Here is a 15,596-nt window from a genome sequence, read left to right on the forward strand (position 1 = left end):
CGAACGACAGGCATCCGGCAGCGTGCGTCAAAGCGACGAAGTGGGCCCACAGCGGCAGGGTTCCCTGGCCGAGCTTGCGAGGCGAGGGTGCCGATGGGGCGCAGCACGCAGAGGATGTCTGTCGTCCGGCGCAGCAGGACGACCTGTGAAGGGGCTTACGCAGAAACCAGTTCGTGCCAGTCGGAAACCAGCGGCAGGTTGTGTGCCTCGGACACGGAGTGGTGCGCCACGTGGCCAGCGGCGATGTTGAGGCCGGCAGCGAGGGCGGGATCGCGGTCGAAGGCTGCCTTGACGCCAAGGTTCGCGAGGGACACGGCGTAGCGGAGCGTGACGTTGGTCAGCGCGTACGTGGAGGTGTTCGGCACCGCGCCGGGCATGTTGGCCACGCAGTAGAAGATGGTGTTGTGCACCTTGTAGGTGGGTTCCTGGTGCGTGGTGGGGTGGGTGTCCTCGAAGCAGCCGCCCTGGTCCACGGCGATGTCCACCAGTACCGAGCCGGGCTTCATGCGGGCCACGAGATCGTTGGTGACCAGCTTGGGGGCCTTGGCGCCGGGGATCAGGACGGAGCCGATCACCAGGTCTGCGTCCACAACGGACTTTTCGATCTCGTAGGCGTTGGAGGCCACGGTCTTCAGCCGGCCCTGGTACTGGGCGTCCAGTTCACGGAGGCGGTTGATGTTGATGTCCAGGATGGTGACATCGGCGCCCAGTCCGAGGGCCATGGCGGCGGCATTGGTGCCTGCAACGCCGGCACCGAGGACAACCACCTTGGCGGCGCGGACGCCGGGAACGCCGCCCAGCAGGACGCCCTTGCCGCCGGCGGGGGCCATCAGGGAGGAGGCACCCACCTGGACGGACAGCCGGCCGGCAACCTCGGACATGGGGGCGAGCAGCGGGAGGGTGCGGCCCTCCTGGACGGTCTCGTAGGCGATGGCGGTGACGCCGGAGTTGATCAGCTCCTGGGTCAGTTCGGGTTCGGCGGCCAGATGCAGGTACGTGAAGAGGATCAGGCCCTTGCGGAACCGGTGGTACTCGGCCTTGACGGGCTCCTTGACCTTCATGACCATGTCCGCGCGGGACCAGACGTCATCGGCGTCGTTGACGATCTCGGCGCCGGCAATGGCGTATTCCTCATCGGTGATGCCGGAGCCCAGGCCCGCGCCGCGCTCCACCAGCACCGAGTGGCCGTGGGTGCGGAATTCGTGCACGCCAGCGGCGGTGATGGCGACGCGGAACTCGTTGTTCTTGATTTCTTTCGGGACACCGATGATCATCGTGGGCTCCAGGTTCTCGGCGGGTAAGCCGGAAAGTGCGGAAGGATTTCGTGTTTCCACGATAAATCCGCTGTGAGCCAGCCGACATTGGCCGCAGTGGAGGCCGCTGGCAAAATCCCCGGAATTCCAGGAAATCCAAGCCCGTCATGTAGACATTTGTCGAGGCTGAGGGCGTCAGGTGTCGCCTGTTGTCCGTTCGTGCCCATGGGCTGCCGGGCAGTAATGTTGGCGCATGCAGCAGCAGGGTGTGGAACAGCTCGTGGAGCAGGTGGCGCAGAAGCTGGGCCGCGGCCTTTCGCTGGAGGACCTGGACGGCCTGCTCCTCGCCTACAGCTCCAACCAGTCCCACGCGGACCGGGTGCGCGTGAACTTCCTGCTCAGCAAGAAGGTGCCGGCGGATGTGAGCGCATGGCAGCTCTCGCAGGGCATCGCCACTGCCGTGCGCCCGGTGGTGGTGCCGGCCAACCCGGACCTGGGCATGCTGGGCCGGGTCTGTGTCCCGCTGATGGTGCGTGGCTTCCGCGTTGGCTATCTGTGGGTGCAGCAGGACTCGGCAGAGGAGAGTCCGACGGCGATCCTCACCCAGCTGCCGGCGGTCAACCATGAGCTGGAGCTGCTCTCCGGGCTCCTGTTGGACTCCAATACTGCCGAGTCCGAGTTCCGGCGCAGCCGTGAACGGGAGTTTCTCTCCGCCTGTGCCGGCGAACCGAACGCCGTGGCAGCAGTAGCCGGCTGGAAGGAAGTCCAGGGCCGCGGGCCGTGGCAAATGGTCACAGTGGTGGACGCCGACGGCTGGGCCAGCGGTCCGGACCCCATCGCGTCCACCCTGATCCACCGGTCCACCGCGCTGCAGGCCACCGTGGGCGTGGACGCGGCACTGTTCAGTGCCGGTACGGAGACCCACTCGCTGGTGCTGTTCCGTGAGCTGTCCGGCCGGGCCAACCATGCGCAGGTCCTGGTGCACTACCAGTTGGAACTGGCCAAGCGCTCCGGGCGGCCGGTGCACCGCATCATCCTTGGCATCAGCGAAGGGTTCACCCGTACCCGGCAGCTGGGGGAGGCGTACCGGCAGTCGAAGCTCGCAGCCCAGGCGGCCGCCGTGGACCCCCAACTGGGTGAGCTGGTGGACTGCCGGTCCACCGGCGTGTACCAGCTGCTGGCTTCCGCCGGGGGCGGGGTGGGGGCCTGGGCCGATTCGGCGTCCGTGTACTTCCGGATGCTCGAAGACCATGACCGGAACGGCGAACTCATTCCGGTGCTGGAACTCCTTTACGACAACGACGGTTCCGTCCAGGATGTGGCCACGAAGCTCCATCTGCACCGGAGCAGCATCTACAACCGGTTGGGGAGGATCCGCCAACTGCTGGGCGTGGACCCGTTAAAGGGATTGGCCCGCCTGGAGCTTCACGCCGCCCTGAAGATGCGCCGGTGGGCCGCCCGGCCGAGGATCTAGCGGCGGGCCCGCCCGGATGTCGCCGTCACGAAGGACCTGATGGCCTCGGCCACCTGCTGGGGCCGGAGGTGCTGGGCCACATGTCCGGCGCCCGGGATTTCCGCAAAGTGCCCGTGCCGTGCCGTGGCCGCCAAGCGCCGGGACCACTCGGGGCCGGCAACCTGGTCCTCGCCGCCGCGCAGCACCAGGACTGGCAGGTCGATTTCCGCCAGCCGTTCCTCGGTGCGGTAGTTCATCATGACGGGCAATTCGGTGAAGTACCAGCGTGGGCCGCAGCGGAAATAGTCGCTGAGGACGGCCCAATTGGACGACGCACTCTCCCGCAGGAGGGCATCCAGGAAAAGGGCGACACTCTGGCGGGGGACCGTCCGGTGCCGTTCATCAACCACGGGGCCCATCAGCACCAGCTGCCGCACCCGGTCCGGCGCATGACGGGTCGCCTCGATGGTGAACTGAACGCCCATCGAATGGCCCACCAAAATATAGGATTCGATGCCGCTGGACGCCAGGGCCTCATCGATAAAGGCGCCGTAGTCCTCCGCGGACACCTGCTGACCGGGCCGGGGCGTTCCGCCGAACCCGGGAAGGTCCAGTGAATACGTAGGAGTTGTGGCGGCCAGCACCTCGTGCAGCCGCCGAAGGTAGCGGTGCGAGACGCCGATTCCGTGGACCAGGACATATGCCGGCCCCGCGTCGCCCGGAACGGCGCCGGGCGAGGGCGGCGGGGTGCCGTCCGCCCAGAGGATCCGGCCGGACAGGCCGCGGGCTTCCACCGCCGAGGACCGCAGGGGGACCGTCATCGGAGCCCCGCGCCGCCGTCGGAAGCACCGGAACCGCCGGCGCTGTCCGTAGCCGGGCCGTCCGTCACCGCGCCATTCAGGCCGCCGTCCGTCGCGGCCTCGTGTTCCTTCCGCCGCTGCGTTTCGAGCCAGGCCAGGATGGCGCTCTGCCGGATCCGCCGGTGCGTGCCCCGGTATTCCACGGGGATTTCGCCGCGGTCCGTCATGTTGCGCAGGTACGTATGGGAAATGCCGGCCAGTTCGGCGGCCCTGGAGGTGGTCAGCATTTCCTCGACGCTGCTCACGGTCACCGCCTCGCCACGGCTGAGCCGTGCGAGGAGGTCCACGACGGCGTCCCTCGCCTGGGCGGGCAGCCGGTGGACAGTGCCGTCCACAAATACGGTGATGTCGTCGCTGTCCCGGAGGGCGCGCGCGAGCCCGCCGGCGTCATCGGTGGGCAGTCCGGCAGTCACGCGGGGGGCTATCAGTGCCATACAGGAAGCCTAACCCTCCGTTTCGACGGGTCCCTGCGGCCACGATGTCCGCGCAGGCCTCGTGGGCGGGGAACCGTCGAACCGGGAACTGTGGAACAACCAAAAAGAAGCCGTTGACACGGAGTTAGTAACGCGCGTAACCTCAATCACACGATCAAGTAACGCGCGTTACCCACAAGGTGGCCGCGGCATAGGAAACACCTCACCACGCAGAAGCTGGCATGGCCCAGTCAACGAAGACCCGGAGCATTCAATGGCGAAAAGCACCACACCCCACCAGGCCGCCTCCTTGCGGCAGCGGGGCGTCACCATGAATGACGTCGCCAAGCACGCCGGCGTTTCCCGGACCGCAGTTTCGTTCGTACTGAGCAACCGCGAAAACGCCAGCATCTCCGAGGAAACCCGCACCCGGATCAACGAGGCCGTCCAGGAGCTGGGCTACCGGCCCAACGCCGGCGCCCGCGCACTGGCATCCCAGCGCACTGGCTGGTATGGCATTGTCACCGAGATTGTCACGGCCCCGTTCGCCGTCGACATTATCAAAGGCGCCCAGGACCAGGCCTGGCTTGACCGCCGGTTCCTGCTCATCGCGCCCTCCGACCAGGCCGATGCCGTAGGGCCCAACCAGGGCCTGGAAGATGCTGCAACTGAAAAGCTGTTGGAACAACGCGTGGAAGGACTTCTGTACGCGGCCACCTTCCACCGGGGCGTCCACGTCCCGGAGAGTGCCAATGAAGTGCCCACGGTGTTGATCAACTGCTTCGACGCTGACGGAAAGTTGCCCTCGATCGTCCCTGACGAGCGTGCGGGCGGCCGGGGCGCCGTCGAACGATTGCTCCAAGCCGGCCACACCCGGATTGGGGTCATCAACCTTGACCCGGTTATTCCTGCTGCAGTGGGGCGGTTGGAAGGTGCACGCGAAGCACTGGCCATCGCCGGACTGGACCTGGATCCGGAACTGGTCGTGTCCGGATACGCGACGGCCGACGGCGGCTACGAGGCCGCCGGCCGGATCCTGGACAGGTACGAGGGGGAGCGCAGGCCAACGGCACTGTTCTGCCTCAATGACCGCATGGCGATGGGCGCCTATGACGCCATCAAGGAACGGGGCCTGACCATCCCCGGAGACATCGCCGTGATCGGCTTCGACAACCAGGAACTGATTGCGGCCTACCTGCGGCCCAAGTTGACCACCGTTGCGTTGCCGTTCGAAAAAATGGGCGCCCTGGGAGTCCAGACGCTCGCCGCTCTTACAGCAGGACAGCCGATCATTGCCGACCAGCAACTGGTCGACTGTCCGCTGCTAGAACGCTCCTCGGTCTGACCGCGAAATCAAGTTCCGAAGAGCAAAACCCCTAACCCACCCTTCACCTCGCTGATGAAGACAGGAAAGAGATAACCATCATGACACAACCCCGATTCTTCAGGGCTGCCCGGATCACGGCCGCTGGCCTGGCCGTGGGAGCGATGCTGCTGACCGGCTGCGCGGCCAACGTCAACAAGAGTTCCGGCACCGACGCCGCGGCAAACGCGAGCGCGTTCCTCACCATCCCGCGGGAGGACATGGGCACGTTCGTGCAGAACTTCAACCCGTTCGCCCCCACTGTGAATCCCATGGTCCAGCAGGCCATTTACGAGTCACTCCTGATCTTCAACCCGGCCAACGGGGACACGGTGCCGTGGCTCGCCACCGAGTGGAAGGCTGCCGACGACGGCAAGTCCGTCACCTTCACGCTGCGCGACGGTGTGAAGTGGTCCGACGGGCAGCCGCTGGTTGCCGAGGACGTGGCCTACACCTTCGAGCTGCAGAAGAACATCAAGGGCGGCTTTGAATACCTCGACGGCGTCACCGCTGAGGGAAACAAGGTCACCTTCAATTTCAACAAGCCATGGTCCCCGGCACTGTACGACGTCGGCCAGCTCACCATCCTGCCCAAGCACATCTGGTCCACGCTCGCCGATCCCGAAAAGGAAGCAAACGCCAAGCCCGTCGGAACCGGGCCCTACACCGAGGTGGACAGCTTCCAGGCCCAGTCCTTCGTACTGAAGAAGAACCCCAACTACTGGCAGCCGGAAAAGCAGAAGATCGCCGGCATCAAGATGCTCGCTTTTGCAGGGAACGACGGCGCCAACCTCGCCGCCGCGAACGGCGACGTCGACTGGGCGCCGCAGTACATCCCCAACATCGAAAAGACGTTCGTCTCCAAGGACAAGGAACACCGCCAGTACTGGTTCCCGGCAACCGGCGCCATGATCAACTGGCAGCTCAACACCACCAAGGCCCCCTTCAACGACGTTGACGTCCGCAAGGCACTGAGCATGGCCCTTGACCGCGACCAGGTTACCAAGATCGGGATGAGCGGCTACGCCAAGCCCGCCGACTGCACCGGCCTTTCCGGGAACTACGAGAAGTGGAAGAACTCCAAGGTCAAGGACAACTGCACCTGGACCAAGCTGGATGTGCAGAAGGCCAACGAGCTGCTGGACAAGGCCGGCTACGCCAAGGGTGCTGATGGCAAGCGCACGCTCAAGGACGGCAAGCCGTTCGAGTTCAAGATCTCCGTGGGTGCCTCATCTTCCGACTGGCTCTCCGTAGCCAACGTAATTTCGCAGAACCTCGCCGAGGTTGGCGTCACCGCCAAGGTCGACTCCCCGGACTGGGCTGCCGTGGTTGCAGGTTACGAGACGGGCGACTTCGATTCCGGCATCGTGTGGAGCGCCAACGACCCCAGCCCGTACAAGTACTTCAACACCTCCATGGGCACGTCAACCGTGAAGCCGGTGGGAACCAAGACGTTCGACAACTACCACCGCTTCGGTGACACCACGGCTGATGCCCTGTTGGCGGAATTCGCAGCCGAGGCCGACGAGTCCAAACAGAAGGACATCGCCAACAAGCTTCAGGAAGAGTACAACGACGCCGCACCGCTGGTGCCGCTGTTCTCCGGTCCGGAATGGGGCGCCTTCAATGACACCCGCTTCACCGGCTGGCCCACGGAGGGCAACCCGTACGCAACCCTCTCGGTACGGTCACCCACCACAGTCCTGGTGCTGACCACGCTGGAACCGCGTAAGTAGTCCCCACCGCCGCCCTAACCTCGCTGCGCTTCGGCCAGGGAACCTCCCCTTACCTCCCCAAGCTCGCAAGCTCGCTCGGGGCCCCTCGGTAAGGGGCCCCGCGGCGGCGTGGGCCCATCACGCACCACTGCTGGCCGCCGGATCATCCGGCGGCCAGCCCCCAAACTTTCCGTAATTCCCGAATGGAGGGAAACCGTGCGCTTTATCCTGCGCCGCCTGGGTTTCTACCTGATCGCCTTCTGGGCATCCATCACCCTGAATTTCCTGCTCCCGCGCTTCATGCCCGGCGACCCCGTCTCCCGCATGTTTGCCCGCTCCCAGGACAGAATGCAGCCCGAACAGATTGAGGCCCTGCGCAAGCTTCTTGGCGTGGACGACCGGCCCATTTGGGAGCAATACGTCGACTACATGCACAACATCTTCACGGGCCAGATGGGCGTCTCCATCTCCCGTTTCCCCACACCGGTCACAGAGGTTATCTCCGCCCAGATCGGTTGGACCCTCCTGCTGGGCGGAACCGCGCTGGTGATTGCCGCCGTCGTGGGTAACCTGCTGGGCATCCTGGCTGCTTGGCGGCGGGGCGGTGCGATCGACTCGGCACTGCCGCCGGTGCTGGTGTTCATCGGCTCGTTCCCATACTTCTGGCTCGCGATGGGTGCGTTGTACCTGTTCGGCGTGGTGCTGGGCTGGTTCCCCATCCGCCACGCGTTCACGGACGGTCTGGAACCCGGGTTTACCTGGGAGTTCATCGGCGACGTCGGTGCCCACCTGGTGCTCCCTGCGCTGACCATCGTGCTGGTTTCCATTGGCGGCTGGATGCTGGGCATGCGCAACACCATGATCGCCACCAATTCCGAGGACTACATCACCATGGCCGAGGCCAAGGGCCTGCGCCCCGGCCGGATCATGCTCCGCTACGCGGCCCGGAACGCCATGCTGCCGTCCGTGACCAGCTTCGGCATGGGACTGGGCTTCGTGGTGGGAGGGGCGCTGCTCACCGAAGTGGTGTTCGCCTACCCCGGCGTGGGCTACCAGCTCCTCAACGCCGTCCAGGGCCTGGACTACCCCCTCATGCAGGGCCTGTTCCTGACCATCACCGCCGCCGTGCTGCTGGCGAACTTCCTGGTGGACATCCTCTACGTCCGCCTAGACCCGCGCGTGCGCAGCAACTGACCGGCCGCAGAAAAGGACCCCACCATGGCAACCGCAATCCTCCAGCAATCCGGCACCACGCCCGGTAAAACCCCCGTCGCAAAACCCAAAACCAAACCCAACCGCAGCTTCGTCCACGGGCTCGCCACCAACAAGAAGGCCCTGGTGGGCATGGCCGTGATGGCCGTCTTCATCGGGCTGGCCCTGCTGGCGCCGGTGCTGTTTCCCGGAGACCCCTCCCGGATCACCGCGATGGCGTCCCTGGAACCGGATGCAGACCACTGGCTGGGCACCACGGCGAAGGGGCAGGACGTGCTGGCACTGACCGTGCACGGCGCCCGGAGTTCGCTGCTGGTGGGCCTCACCGTGGGCTTCGCCTCCACGTTCATCGGCATCCTGGTGGGCCTGGCCTCGGCCTACTTCGGCCGGTTCATTGATGAGGCACTGTCCCTGGTGACCAACGTGTTCCTGCTACTGCCCGGATTGCCGCTGCTCGTCATCCTGGCTGCTTTCCTCCCGCCGGGCCTGGGAACGGTGATCCTGGTGCTCATCATCACCGGCTGGGCAGGGTCAGCACGCGTCCTGCGCAGCCAGGCCCTGTCCATCCGCTCCAAGGACTTCGTGGCCGCGGCGGTGGTGTCCGGCGAACGGGCGGGCCGGATCATGTTCCGGGAAATCCTGCCCAACATGGCCTCGATCGTGATGGGCACGCTGTTGGCCTGCGTGATCTACGGAATCGGCGCCCAGGCGGGCCTTGAGTTCCTGGGACTGGGCGATGTCAGCACCGTCTCGTGGGGCAACAACCTGTTCTGGGCCGGCAACGAGGGCGCGCTGCTCACCGGAAACTGGTGGGTCTTCGTGCCGTCGGGCGTGTGCATCGCCCTGGTGGCCTTCGCGCTGGCTCTCATCAACTACGCCGTGGACGAGGTCACCAACCCCCGCCTGCGGAAAATCAAAACCCCCCGGCCCGCCACGGCCGAAACCCCGGCACCCATCGAAAGGAGCGCCGCCAAGTGACTGTCTCCCAAACCTCCTTCGGGTCCCACGAACCTGTCCTGGACGTGCAGGACCTCACCGTGAAGTACATCGGCGACTCCCGCTCCACCACCGCCGTCGACCGCGTTTCCTTCAGCATCGGCACCGGCGAGGTCTTCGGCCTGGCAGGGGAATCGGGCTGCGGCAAGTCGACCATCGCCAACTCGATCATGCGGCTGCTCAAGGACCCCGCGAAGATCGCCGCTGGCAGCATCTCCTTCGGCGGCCGGGATGTCCTGGCCATGAGCCCGGAAGAACTGCGGCGCTTCCGCTGGCAGGACGTGGCCATGGTGTTCCAGTCGGCCATGAACTCGCTCAACCCGGTGCTGACCATCGGCGAGCAGATCGTGGACATCTTCACCACCCACGCCGGGCTGTCCCGCAAGGAATCGCTGCGGCGGGCGGGGGAACTGCTGGAGCTGGTCAGGATCGACCCCGCACGGCTGAAGTCCTACCCGCACCAGCTCTCCGGCGGGATGCGGCAACGCGCCGTCATCGCGATGGCCGTGGCACTCAAGCCCTCCCTCCTGATCCTGGACGAGCCCACCACCGCCCTGGACGTGGTGGTGCAGCAGGAGATCATGGCCCAGATCAAGGAACTCCAGCGTGAACTTGGCTTCTCCGTCCTGTTCATCACGCACGACATGTCCCTCATGGTGGAACTGTCCCACCGGATGGCTGTGATGTACGGCGGGCGCATCGTGGAGACCGCCAGGGCCCACGACGTCTACGCCGATCCCCGCCACCCCTATACGCAGGCGCTGATGGGCGCGTTTCCGCCCCTCACCGGCCCGCGGGTTCCGCTTTCGGGATTGCCCGACGGCGTGAAGTTCCGGAACATCCCGGACCTCGCCGAGGTGGCACCCGGCCACCTCGTGGCGCCGTTCGGTGCCGGCGACCTGTCCATCGCGCACGGAACGCAGGCCACTGATGACAAAGATGCAGCCCTGGAAGGAGCCATCCGATGAGCCATTCAATGCTTTCCACCCCCACCGGTTCAGGCCCGGCCCGGACGGACACCCCCGCCCTGGAGGTCCGCGGCCTCGGTAAGTCGTTCCCCATCGGCGGGCTGTTCTCGCGGGACTCGGTGCGGGCCCTCCACGGCGTGGACCTGGCCATCGGCCGCGGCGAAATCGTTGCGCTGGTGGGCGAATCAGGTTCCGGTAAGAGCACCCTGGCCCGCTGTGTTGCCCGGCTCGAGCGGCCCAGCGAAGGCAGCATCCTGCTGGACGGCACCGACGTCCTCAAACGGGACCGCTTCCAGGCCTCGCGGGCGTTCCGCTCCCAGCTGCAGATGGTGTTCCAGGACCCCTTCGGGTCGCTGAACCCGGCACACCGGATCGGGCATTTCCTGCGGCGTTCCCTGGCGATCCACGGGAAGGGCGGCCGTTCGGAAACGGAAACCCAGGCCCGCCTCGAACAGCTCATGGACACCGTGGGGCTGCAGGCGGACATGCTGGACTCCTACCCGCATGAACTCTCCGGCGGCCAGCGCCAGCGCGTCGCCATCGCCCGGGCGCTCGCCGTGGAACCGCAGGTGATCCTCGCCGACGAACCAACCTCGATGCTGGACGTCTCCGTCCGGATCGGCGTGCTCAACCTGATGCGCAGGCTCCGGGACGAGCAGGGCATCTCGATGCTCTACATCACCCACGACCTCGCCTCGGCCCGCTACCTCGCGGACCGCACGGCCGTGATGTTCGCCGGCGAGCTCGTGGAGGAGGGTGAGTCCCTGGACCTGCTGGCCAATCCGGCCCACCCCTACACACAGCTCCTGGTCTCCGCCGTTCCGGATCCGGCCCGTGCCGGTTCCTACGATCCCGTCCGGCGGGCCGAATTGCGGCAGGCCGTCATGGCCTCGACAAGCTGCGCGTTCGACGGCGACCCGGACCAGCCCTGCTCCGGCGACCAGCCCGTCCGGCACCAGGTGGGCGATCCCGGCAACCGGCACTGGGTCCGCTGCCACCTCTACCGCCCCCGTGCCGGCGCAGGCGGCCACGCCCTCGCTGCAGACCCGGCAGCCGGCCCATCCGCAGACGCCGGCATCTCCGTACACGCCGGCCCGCCGGCGTCAGCCCATCCCCGGAAGGCTTCGGCATGACTGAACTGACCCACCCGCTCGCCACCGTCCCGCGCGACGAGCTGGTTGCCCGCGCCGAAGCCGATCCGCTGCGGCCCCGCTTCCATTTCGTCTCTCCCGCCGGATGGCTCAACGATCCCAACGGCGTGGGCCAGTGGAACGGCATCTACCACCTCTTCTACCAGTACAACCCCGAGGGCGCCTTCCACCACCGCATCCAGTGGGGCCACGCCACCAGCACGGACCTCGTCACCTGGACGGACCGGCCGGTAGCCCTGGAACCCTCGGCAGGTCCGGACGCGGACGGATGCTGGTCCGGCGTGCTGGTCAACGACGCCGGTACGCCCACGCTTGTCTACTCGGGCAGGCTCGGGGAACGCGAACTTCCCTGCGTCGCCGTGGGTTCACCGGACCTGTCCACCTGGACCAAGGCCCCGGAGAACCCCGTCATCGCAGCCCCGCCGGCCGGCGTCGACATCACCGCCTACCGTGACCACTGCGTGTGGCGCGAAGGCAACAGGTGGCGGCAGCTGGTGGGCTCGGGCGTCCGCGGCCGCGGCGGAACGGCGTTCCTGTACGAGTCGGCGGACCTGCGGTCCTGGGATTACGTGGGGCCGCTCTTCATCGGCGATGCCTCACAGGGTGACCCCGCCGGCACGGACTGGACCGGCACCATGTGGGAATGCGTGGACCTGTTCCGCGCCGGCACCGGGACCCTGGGTACCGAACCGGCGGACGGTTCACCCGACGTGCTGGTCTTCTCCGCCTGGAACGACGGCGACACGCGCCACCCGCTGTACTGGACGGGCCGGTACTCCGGGGACTCCTTCGAACCGGCGGAGCTGCACCGCCTGGACTACGGCGGCAGGTACTTCTACGCGCCGCAATCCTTCCTCGACGACGCCGGCCGGCGCATCATGTTCGGCTGGCTGCAGGAGGGCCGCACGGACGCCGCGATGGTGGAAGCCGGCTGGTCCGGCGTGATGAGCCTGCCGCGGGTCACCACCCTGTCCGAGGCTGGGACGCTGCGGTTCGCGCCGGTCCCCGAACTGGAACAGCTTCGCGGCAACCACACCAGCCTGCCGGAACAGGAGCTGGCGGCGCCGCTGGATACCGGAGTCCGGGGCAACCAGCTGGACCTCGAACTGGACATCCACCTGGCACCGGGTGCCGTGCTGCGGCTGGGCGTGCTGGGATCGGGCGACGGCGCGGAGGACACCGTCATCGAAGTGGGCCGTCCCGCGCACAGCACCGGTGACACCGAGGGAACCCTCCGCCTCGACCGCACCCGCAGTTCCCTGGACTCCTCCGTGGACCTGGAGGACAGGTCCGGGCCCATCCCGATGACCGGCGGGCACGTCCGCCTGCGCGTCCTGGTGGACCGGTCCGCCGTCGAGGTCTTCGCCAATGGCAAGCCGCTCACCGCCCGCGCCTACCCCACCCGCGGCGGCGGCCACGTCACCCTCTCCACGGCGGGAGCCGTGCACCTGAACGCCTTCGACGCCTGGACCATGGCGGACATCCGGGGAGGTGGCCGCACCCTCTTCCCGTAGCCCTTACGGTGGGCGGCAGGGCCGCGTACCAGGACGTGCTGGTGGCGGCCCTGCCGTAGGGCAGGTTCCGGTGCTGGCGGGACTGGCTAGAGGCCCAGTTCCGCCAGGACGGGGAGCTTCTCCCGCACCCGGTCGCGGGCCTCGGAGGCGCTCGGGGCGGAGAGCGCCAGCTTGGCCAGTTCCTGGGCTTCCTGGAGGGTCACGGTCTTCAGGACGGCGGCGACGGCGGCTAGGGAACGGGCGGTCATGGACAGCGTGTTGACGCCCAGGCCGGTCAGGACGACGGCGAGGGCGGGGTCCGCCGCCGCCTCGCCGCAGACGCCCACGGGCTTGCTGTTGCCTTCCGCCCGGGAACCCTCCACCGTCAGGCCCACCAGGCGCAGGACGGCCGGCTGCCAGGGCGTGTTCAGGTTCGCCAGGGGACCGAGTTGGCGGTCCGCTGCCATGGCGTACTGGGTGAGGTCATTGGTGCCCAGGCTGGCAAAGCCCACCTCGCGGAGGATGGCCTCGGCGGTCAGGGCGGCGGAGGGGACCTCCACCATCACACCGGGGGTCTGCAGGCCGGCGTCAGCGCACATCGAAGCGAAGCGTGCCGCTTCTTCGGCCGTGGAGATCATGGGGGCCATCACCCACACGTCCGCCTCCGACGCGTTGGCGGCCAATGCGATGGCTTCGAGCTGCCGGTCCAGCACGCCCGGAGTGGTGAAGTCGGTGCGGTAGCCGCGCACGCCGAGGGCGGGGTTGGGCTCGGTGGAGTCGGTCAGGAACGGCAGCGGCTTGTCGGCGCCGGCATCCAGCGTGCGCAGCACCACCTTCTTGCCGGGGAAGGCATCGAAGACGCTCTTGTACGCGGCGGCCTGTTCTTCCACGGAGGGCTCTGTGTCGCGTTCCAGGAAGCAGAACTCGGTGCGGAACAGCCCCACGCCCTGGGCGCCCAGCTTCGCGGCAGCCACCGCGTCCTTGCCGCCGCCCACGTTGGCGAGCAGCGGGACCTGGTGGCCGTCCGCCGTCGCGCCCGTGCCGGTGAATTCTGCCAGCAGCGACGCCGTTGCGGCCCAGCCTTCCGCGGCCTCGCGCAGGGACCCGTCCGGCTCGGAGGTGACGGAGCCGGCGGCGCCGTCCACGTAGACCTCGGTGCCGTCAGCGATGTGGTCCACACCGACGGCGGCCACGACGGCGGGAAGGCCGAGTGAGCGGGCGATGATGGCGGTGTGCGACTGCGGGCCGCCGCCGGACGTCACCAGGGCCAGGACCTTGTTCGGGTCCAGCGTGGCGGTATCGGCCGGGGCGAGGTCGTCAGCGACCAGGACGAAGGGATTCTCGGACGCGGGAATGCCGGGCGCTGCCACGCCGCGGAGCTCGGCCACGATGCGGGCCCGCACGTCCAGGACGTCGGTGGCGCGCTCAGCCATGTAGCCGCCCAGGTTGTGGAGCATCTCCGACACGGAGGATCCAGATTCCCAGATGGCCCGTTCAGCGGACGTACCCCGGGCCACCAGCTTGGCGGCGCCCTTGATCAGCATGGTGTCCTTGGCCATCAGTGCAGTGGCCTCCAGGACGGCCTTGCCGTCGCCGCTGGCGTGCGCGGCGCGCGCCTTCAGTTCGTCATGCACGGCCTGGGAGGCCGCCTTCAGTGCTGCAGTGGCTTCCTCGGCGGTGGTGTCCGGTGCCAGCTGCTCACCGGCGGGAGGTTCGCTGATCGGTTTGGGCATCTGCCGCACGGTGCCGATGACGCGGCCTGGACTGACGCCTACTCCTGGGAAGTTCTGCACTGAAGGTCCTCATTCTCTGCCGGTAGCCAGGCCCGGCCAAACAATCCCGGCGCCATGCCGGAACACCTCCGCCCCGCCACAACGCGTCATGTCAGGAGATGGAAACGAGCCTGAAAAAATTGTATGTGATTCAGTTCATATAGCAACGCTATAGGTGCTAGGGTAGCGGTTATGAGTTTGGATGGCCAGCTTCCCCCCAAAATGCGGCTGCTCCGTGCAGCGGCGGAGCTGCTGGCAAAATCCGCGGGAGCGCCGGTCTCCACCCGCCAGATCACGCAGCTGGCAGGGGTATCTGCACCCACCCTGTACCACCACTTCGGCGACAAGGAAGGCCTTTTCGACGCTGTGGTGGCTGCAGGATTCGAAGAATATGTCGCAGGCGAAAGGGATTTCGCCCCCTCCGGGCAGCCTCTCGAGGACATCCGGAGAATGTGGGACAACCACGTGCAGTTCGGGCTTAACCAGCCGGAGCTCTACCTGGTGATGTTCGGCAACATCCGCCCGGAAAGCCGCCCCGCCATCGTTGCCGATGCCGAGGCGCTGATGGAGGAGATGCTGAACAAGGCCGCAGCGGCGGGCCAGCTCAACGTCCAGCCCAGGGAGGCGGCCAGGTCCATCCTGGCGGCCAACGTTGGCGTGACGCTGATGCTGATCGCGGAACCCGCTCCGGACCGGAACCTCGAACTGTCCACCATGACCCGGGATGCCATGATTTTCGCGGTGTCCGCCGAGCCCGCCAGTGGCTCGGCCCCGGGCAGCGCCGGAAAGTCCTCGGTGGTGGTGGCAGCGATTGCCCTGAACGCCGCACTTCAGGCCTCGCACTCAGACCAGCTCTCGAGCTCGGAGCTCAAGCTCTTCCTCGAGTGGCTGCACCGGATCTCCGCCACCCCCGCCGGTTAGCCCGGCATAACCTGCGCCACCCGGTT

13 protein-coding genes are annotated in these 15,596 nt (G+C 67.1%); 9 read left to right on the forward strand and 4 right to left on the reverse strand.

What is annotated here, in order from left to right; genetic code table 11:
* Nucleotides 1-155: 155 nt before the first annotated feature.
* Nucleotides 156-1,274 (reverse strand): alanine dehydrogenase, encoded by a 1,119-nt coding sequence (gene ald, locus QE394_RS10110; RefSeq protein WP_349034426.1) that lies wholly within the window; start codon nucleotides 1,272-1,274, stop codon nucleotides 156-158.
* 232 nt (nucleotides 1,275-1,506) lie between these two features.
* Between ald and QE394_RS10115 the strand changes: the two genes are divergently transcribed.
* Nucleotides 1,507-2,727 (forward strand): PucR family transcriptional regulator, encoded by a 1,221-nt coding sequence (locus QE394_RS10115; protein ID WP_261618978.1) that lies wholly within the window; start codon nucleotides 1,507-1,509, stop codon nucleotides 2,725-2,727.
* On the opposite strand, the gene QE394_RS10120 is transcribed toward QE394_RS10115, so the two are convergent.
* Both QE394_RS10120 and QE394_RS10125 read right to left on the reverse strand, forming a co-directional pair.
* On the reverse strand, nucleotides 2,724-3,527 hold the full coding sequence (locus tag QE394_RS10120; protein WP_349034427.1) for an alpha/beta hydrolase: 804 nt from the start codon (nucleotides 3,525-3,527) through the stop codon (nucleotides 2,724-2,726). The two genes, QE394_RS10115 and QE394_RS10120, sit on opposite strands and share 4 nt — an antisense overlap.
* Entirely contained in the window at nucleotides 3,524-4,000 is a 477-nt protein-coding gene (locus QE394_RS10125; RefSeq protein ID WP_349034428.1) for a helix-turn-helix domain-containing protein, read from the reverse strand. The genes QE394_RS10120 and QE394_RS10125 overlap by 4 nt, the downstream gene beginning before the upstream one ends.
* A gap of 253 nt (nucleotides 4,001-4,253) precedes the next feature.
* On the opposite strand from QE394_RS10125, the gene QE394_RS10130 reads away from it, so the two are divergent.
* From QE394_RS10130 to QE394_RS10160, 7 genes are all read left to right on the forward strand, one after another.
* Nucleotides 4,254-5,324: a LacI family DNA-binding transcriptional regulator gene (locus tag QE394_RS10130; protein WP_349034429.1), complete on the forward strand. Its 1,071-nt coding sequence runs from the start codon at nucleotides 4,254-4,256 to the stop codon at nucleotides 5,322-5,324.
* 80 nt (nucleotides 5,325-5,404) lie between these two features.
* The gene (locus tag QE394_RS10135; RefSeq protein ID WP_349034430.1) at nucleotides 5,405-7,078 is read left to right on the forward strand and encodes an ABC transporter substrate-binding protein; all 1,674 of its coding nucleotides are present in this window, start codon (nucleotides 5,405-5,407) and stop codon (nucleotides 7,076-7,078) included.
* A gap of 195 nt (nucleotides 7,079-7,273) precedes the next feature.
* A complete protein-coding gene (locus QE394_RS10140) occupies nucleotides 7,274-8,251 on the forward strand; it encodes an ABC transporter permease (protein WP_056080554.1) in 978 nt (325 codons plus the stop codon).
* A gap of 24 nt (nucleotides 8,252-8,275) precedes the next feature.
* Complete coding sequence (locus QE394_RS10145; RefSeq protein WP_349034431.1) at nucleotides 8,276-9,247, forward strand: ABC transporter permease; 972 nt, start codon at nucleotides 8,276-8,278, stop codon at nucleotides 9,245-9,247.
* The gene (locus QE394_RS10150) at nucleotides 9,244-10,233 is read left to right on the forward strand and encodes an ABC transporter ATP-binding protein (RefSeq protein ID WP_349034432.1); all 990 of its coding nucleotides are present in this window, start codon (nucleotides 9,244-9,246) and stop codon (nucleotides 10,231-10,233) included. Before QE394_RS10145 ends, QE394_RS10150 begins: the two co-directional genes overlap by 4 nt.
* Nucleotides 10,230-11,366 (forward strand): ATP-binding cassette domain-containing protein, encoded by a 1,137-nt coding sequence (locus tag QE394_RS10155; protein WP_349034433.1) that lies wholly within the window; start codon nucleotides 10,230-10,232, stop codon nucleotides 11,364-11,366. Before QE394_RS10150 ends, QE394_RS10155 begins: the two co-directional genes overlap by 4 nt.
* The gene (locus QE394_RS10160) at nucleotides 11,363-12,898 is read left to right on the forward strand and encodes a glycoside hydrolase family 32 protein (RefSeq protein WP_349034434.1); all 1,536 of its coding nucleotides are present in this window, start codon (nucleotides 11,363-11,365) and stop codon (nucleotides 12,896-12,898) included. The genes QE394_RS10155 and QE394_RS10160 overlap by 4 nt, the downstream gene beginning before the upstream one ends.
* 86 nt (nucleotides 12,899-12,984) lie before the next feature.
* Here the strand turns inward: QE394_RS10160 and ptsP are convergent, their stop codons facing one another.
* Nucleotides 12,985-14,670 (reverse strand): phosphoenolpyruvate--protein phosphotransferase, encoded by a 1,686-nt coding sequence (ptsP, locus tag QE394_RS10165; RefSeq protein WP_056080566.1) that lies wholly within the window; start codon nucleotides 14,668-14,670, stop codon nucleotides 12,985-12,987.
* A 171-nt stretch (nucleotides 14,671-14,841) separates the two neighbouring features.
* On the opposite strand from ptsP, the gene QE394_RS10170 reads away from it, so the two are divergent.
* The gene (locus tag QE394_RS10170) at nucleotides 14,842-15,570 is read left to right on the forward strand and encodes a TetR/AcrR family transcriptional regulator (protein WP_056080569.1); all 729 of its coding nucleotides are present in this window, start codon (nucleotides 14,842-14,844) and stop codon (nucleotides 15,568-15,570) included.
* Nucleotides 15,571-15,596 lie beyond the last annotated feature (26 nt).

The sequence above is a fragment of the Pseudarthrobacter sp. SORGH_AS 212 genome (assembly GCF_030818145.1).
Taxonomy (GTDB): Bacteria; Actinomycetota; Actinomycetes; order Actinomycetales; family Micrococcaceae; genus Arthrobacter.

Excerpts from the sequence above, each read along its gene's own strand:
- ald (WP_349034426.1), bottom strand. The coding sequence starts at position 1,274 with ATGATCATCGGTGTCCCGAAAGAAATCAAGAACAACGAGTTCCGCGTC.
- QE394_RS10160 (WP_349034434.1), top strand. The coding sequence starts at position 11,363 with ATGACTGAACTGACCCACCCGCTCGCCACCGTCCCGCGCGACGAGCTG.
- QE394_RS10120 (WP_349034427.1), bottom strand. The coding sequence starts at position 3,527 with ATGACGGTCCCCCTGCGGTCCTCGGCGGTGGAAGCCCGCGGCCTGTCC.
- QE394_RS10135 (WP_349034430.1), top strand. The coding sequence starts at position 5,405 with ATGACACAACCCCGATTCTTCAGGGCTGCCCGGATCACGGCCGCTGGC.
- QE394_RS10155 (WP_349034433.1), top strand. The coding sequence starts at position 10,230 with ATGAGCCATTCAATGCTTTCCACCCCCACCGGTTCAGGCCCGGCCCGG.
- QE394_RS10115 (WP_261618978.1), top strand. The coding sequence starts at position 1,507 with ATGCAGCAGCAGGGTGTGGAACAGCTCGTGGAGCAGGTGGCGCAGAAG.
- QE394_RS10145 (WP_349034431.1), top strand. The coding sequence starts at position 8,276 with ATGGCAACCGCAATCCTCCAGCAATCCGGCACCACGCCCGGTAAAACC.
- QE394_RS10125 (WP_349034428.1), bottom strand. The coding sequence starts at position 4,000 with ATGGCACTGATAGCCCCCCGCGTGACTGCCGGACTGCCCACCGATGAC.
- QE394_RS10130 (WP_349034429.1), top strand. The coding sequence starts at position 4,254 with ATGGCGAAAAGCACCACACCCCACCAGGCCGCCTCCTTGCGGCAGCGG.
- QE394_RS10170 (WP_056080569.1), top strand. The coding sequence starts at position 14,842 with ATGAGTTTGGATGGCCAGCTTCCCCCCAAAATGCGGCTGCTCCGTGCA.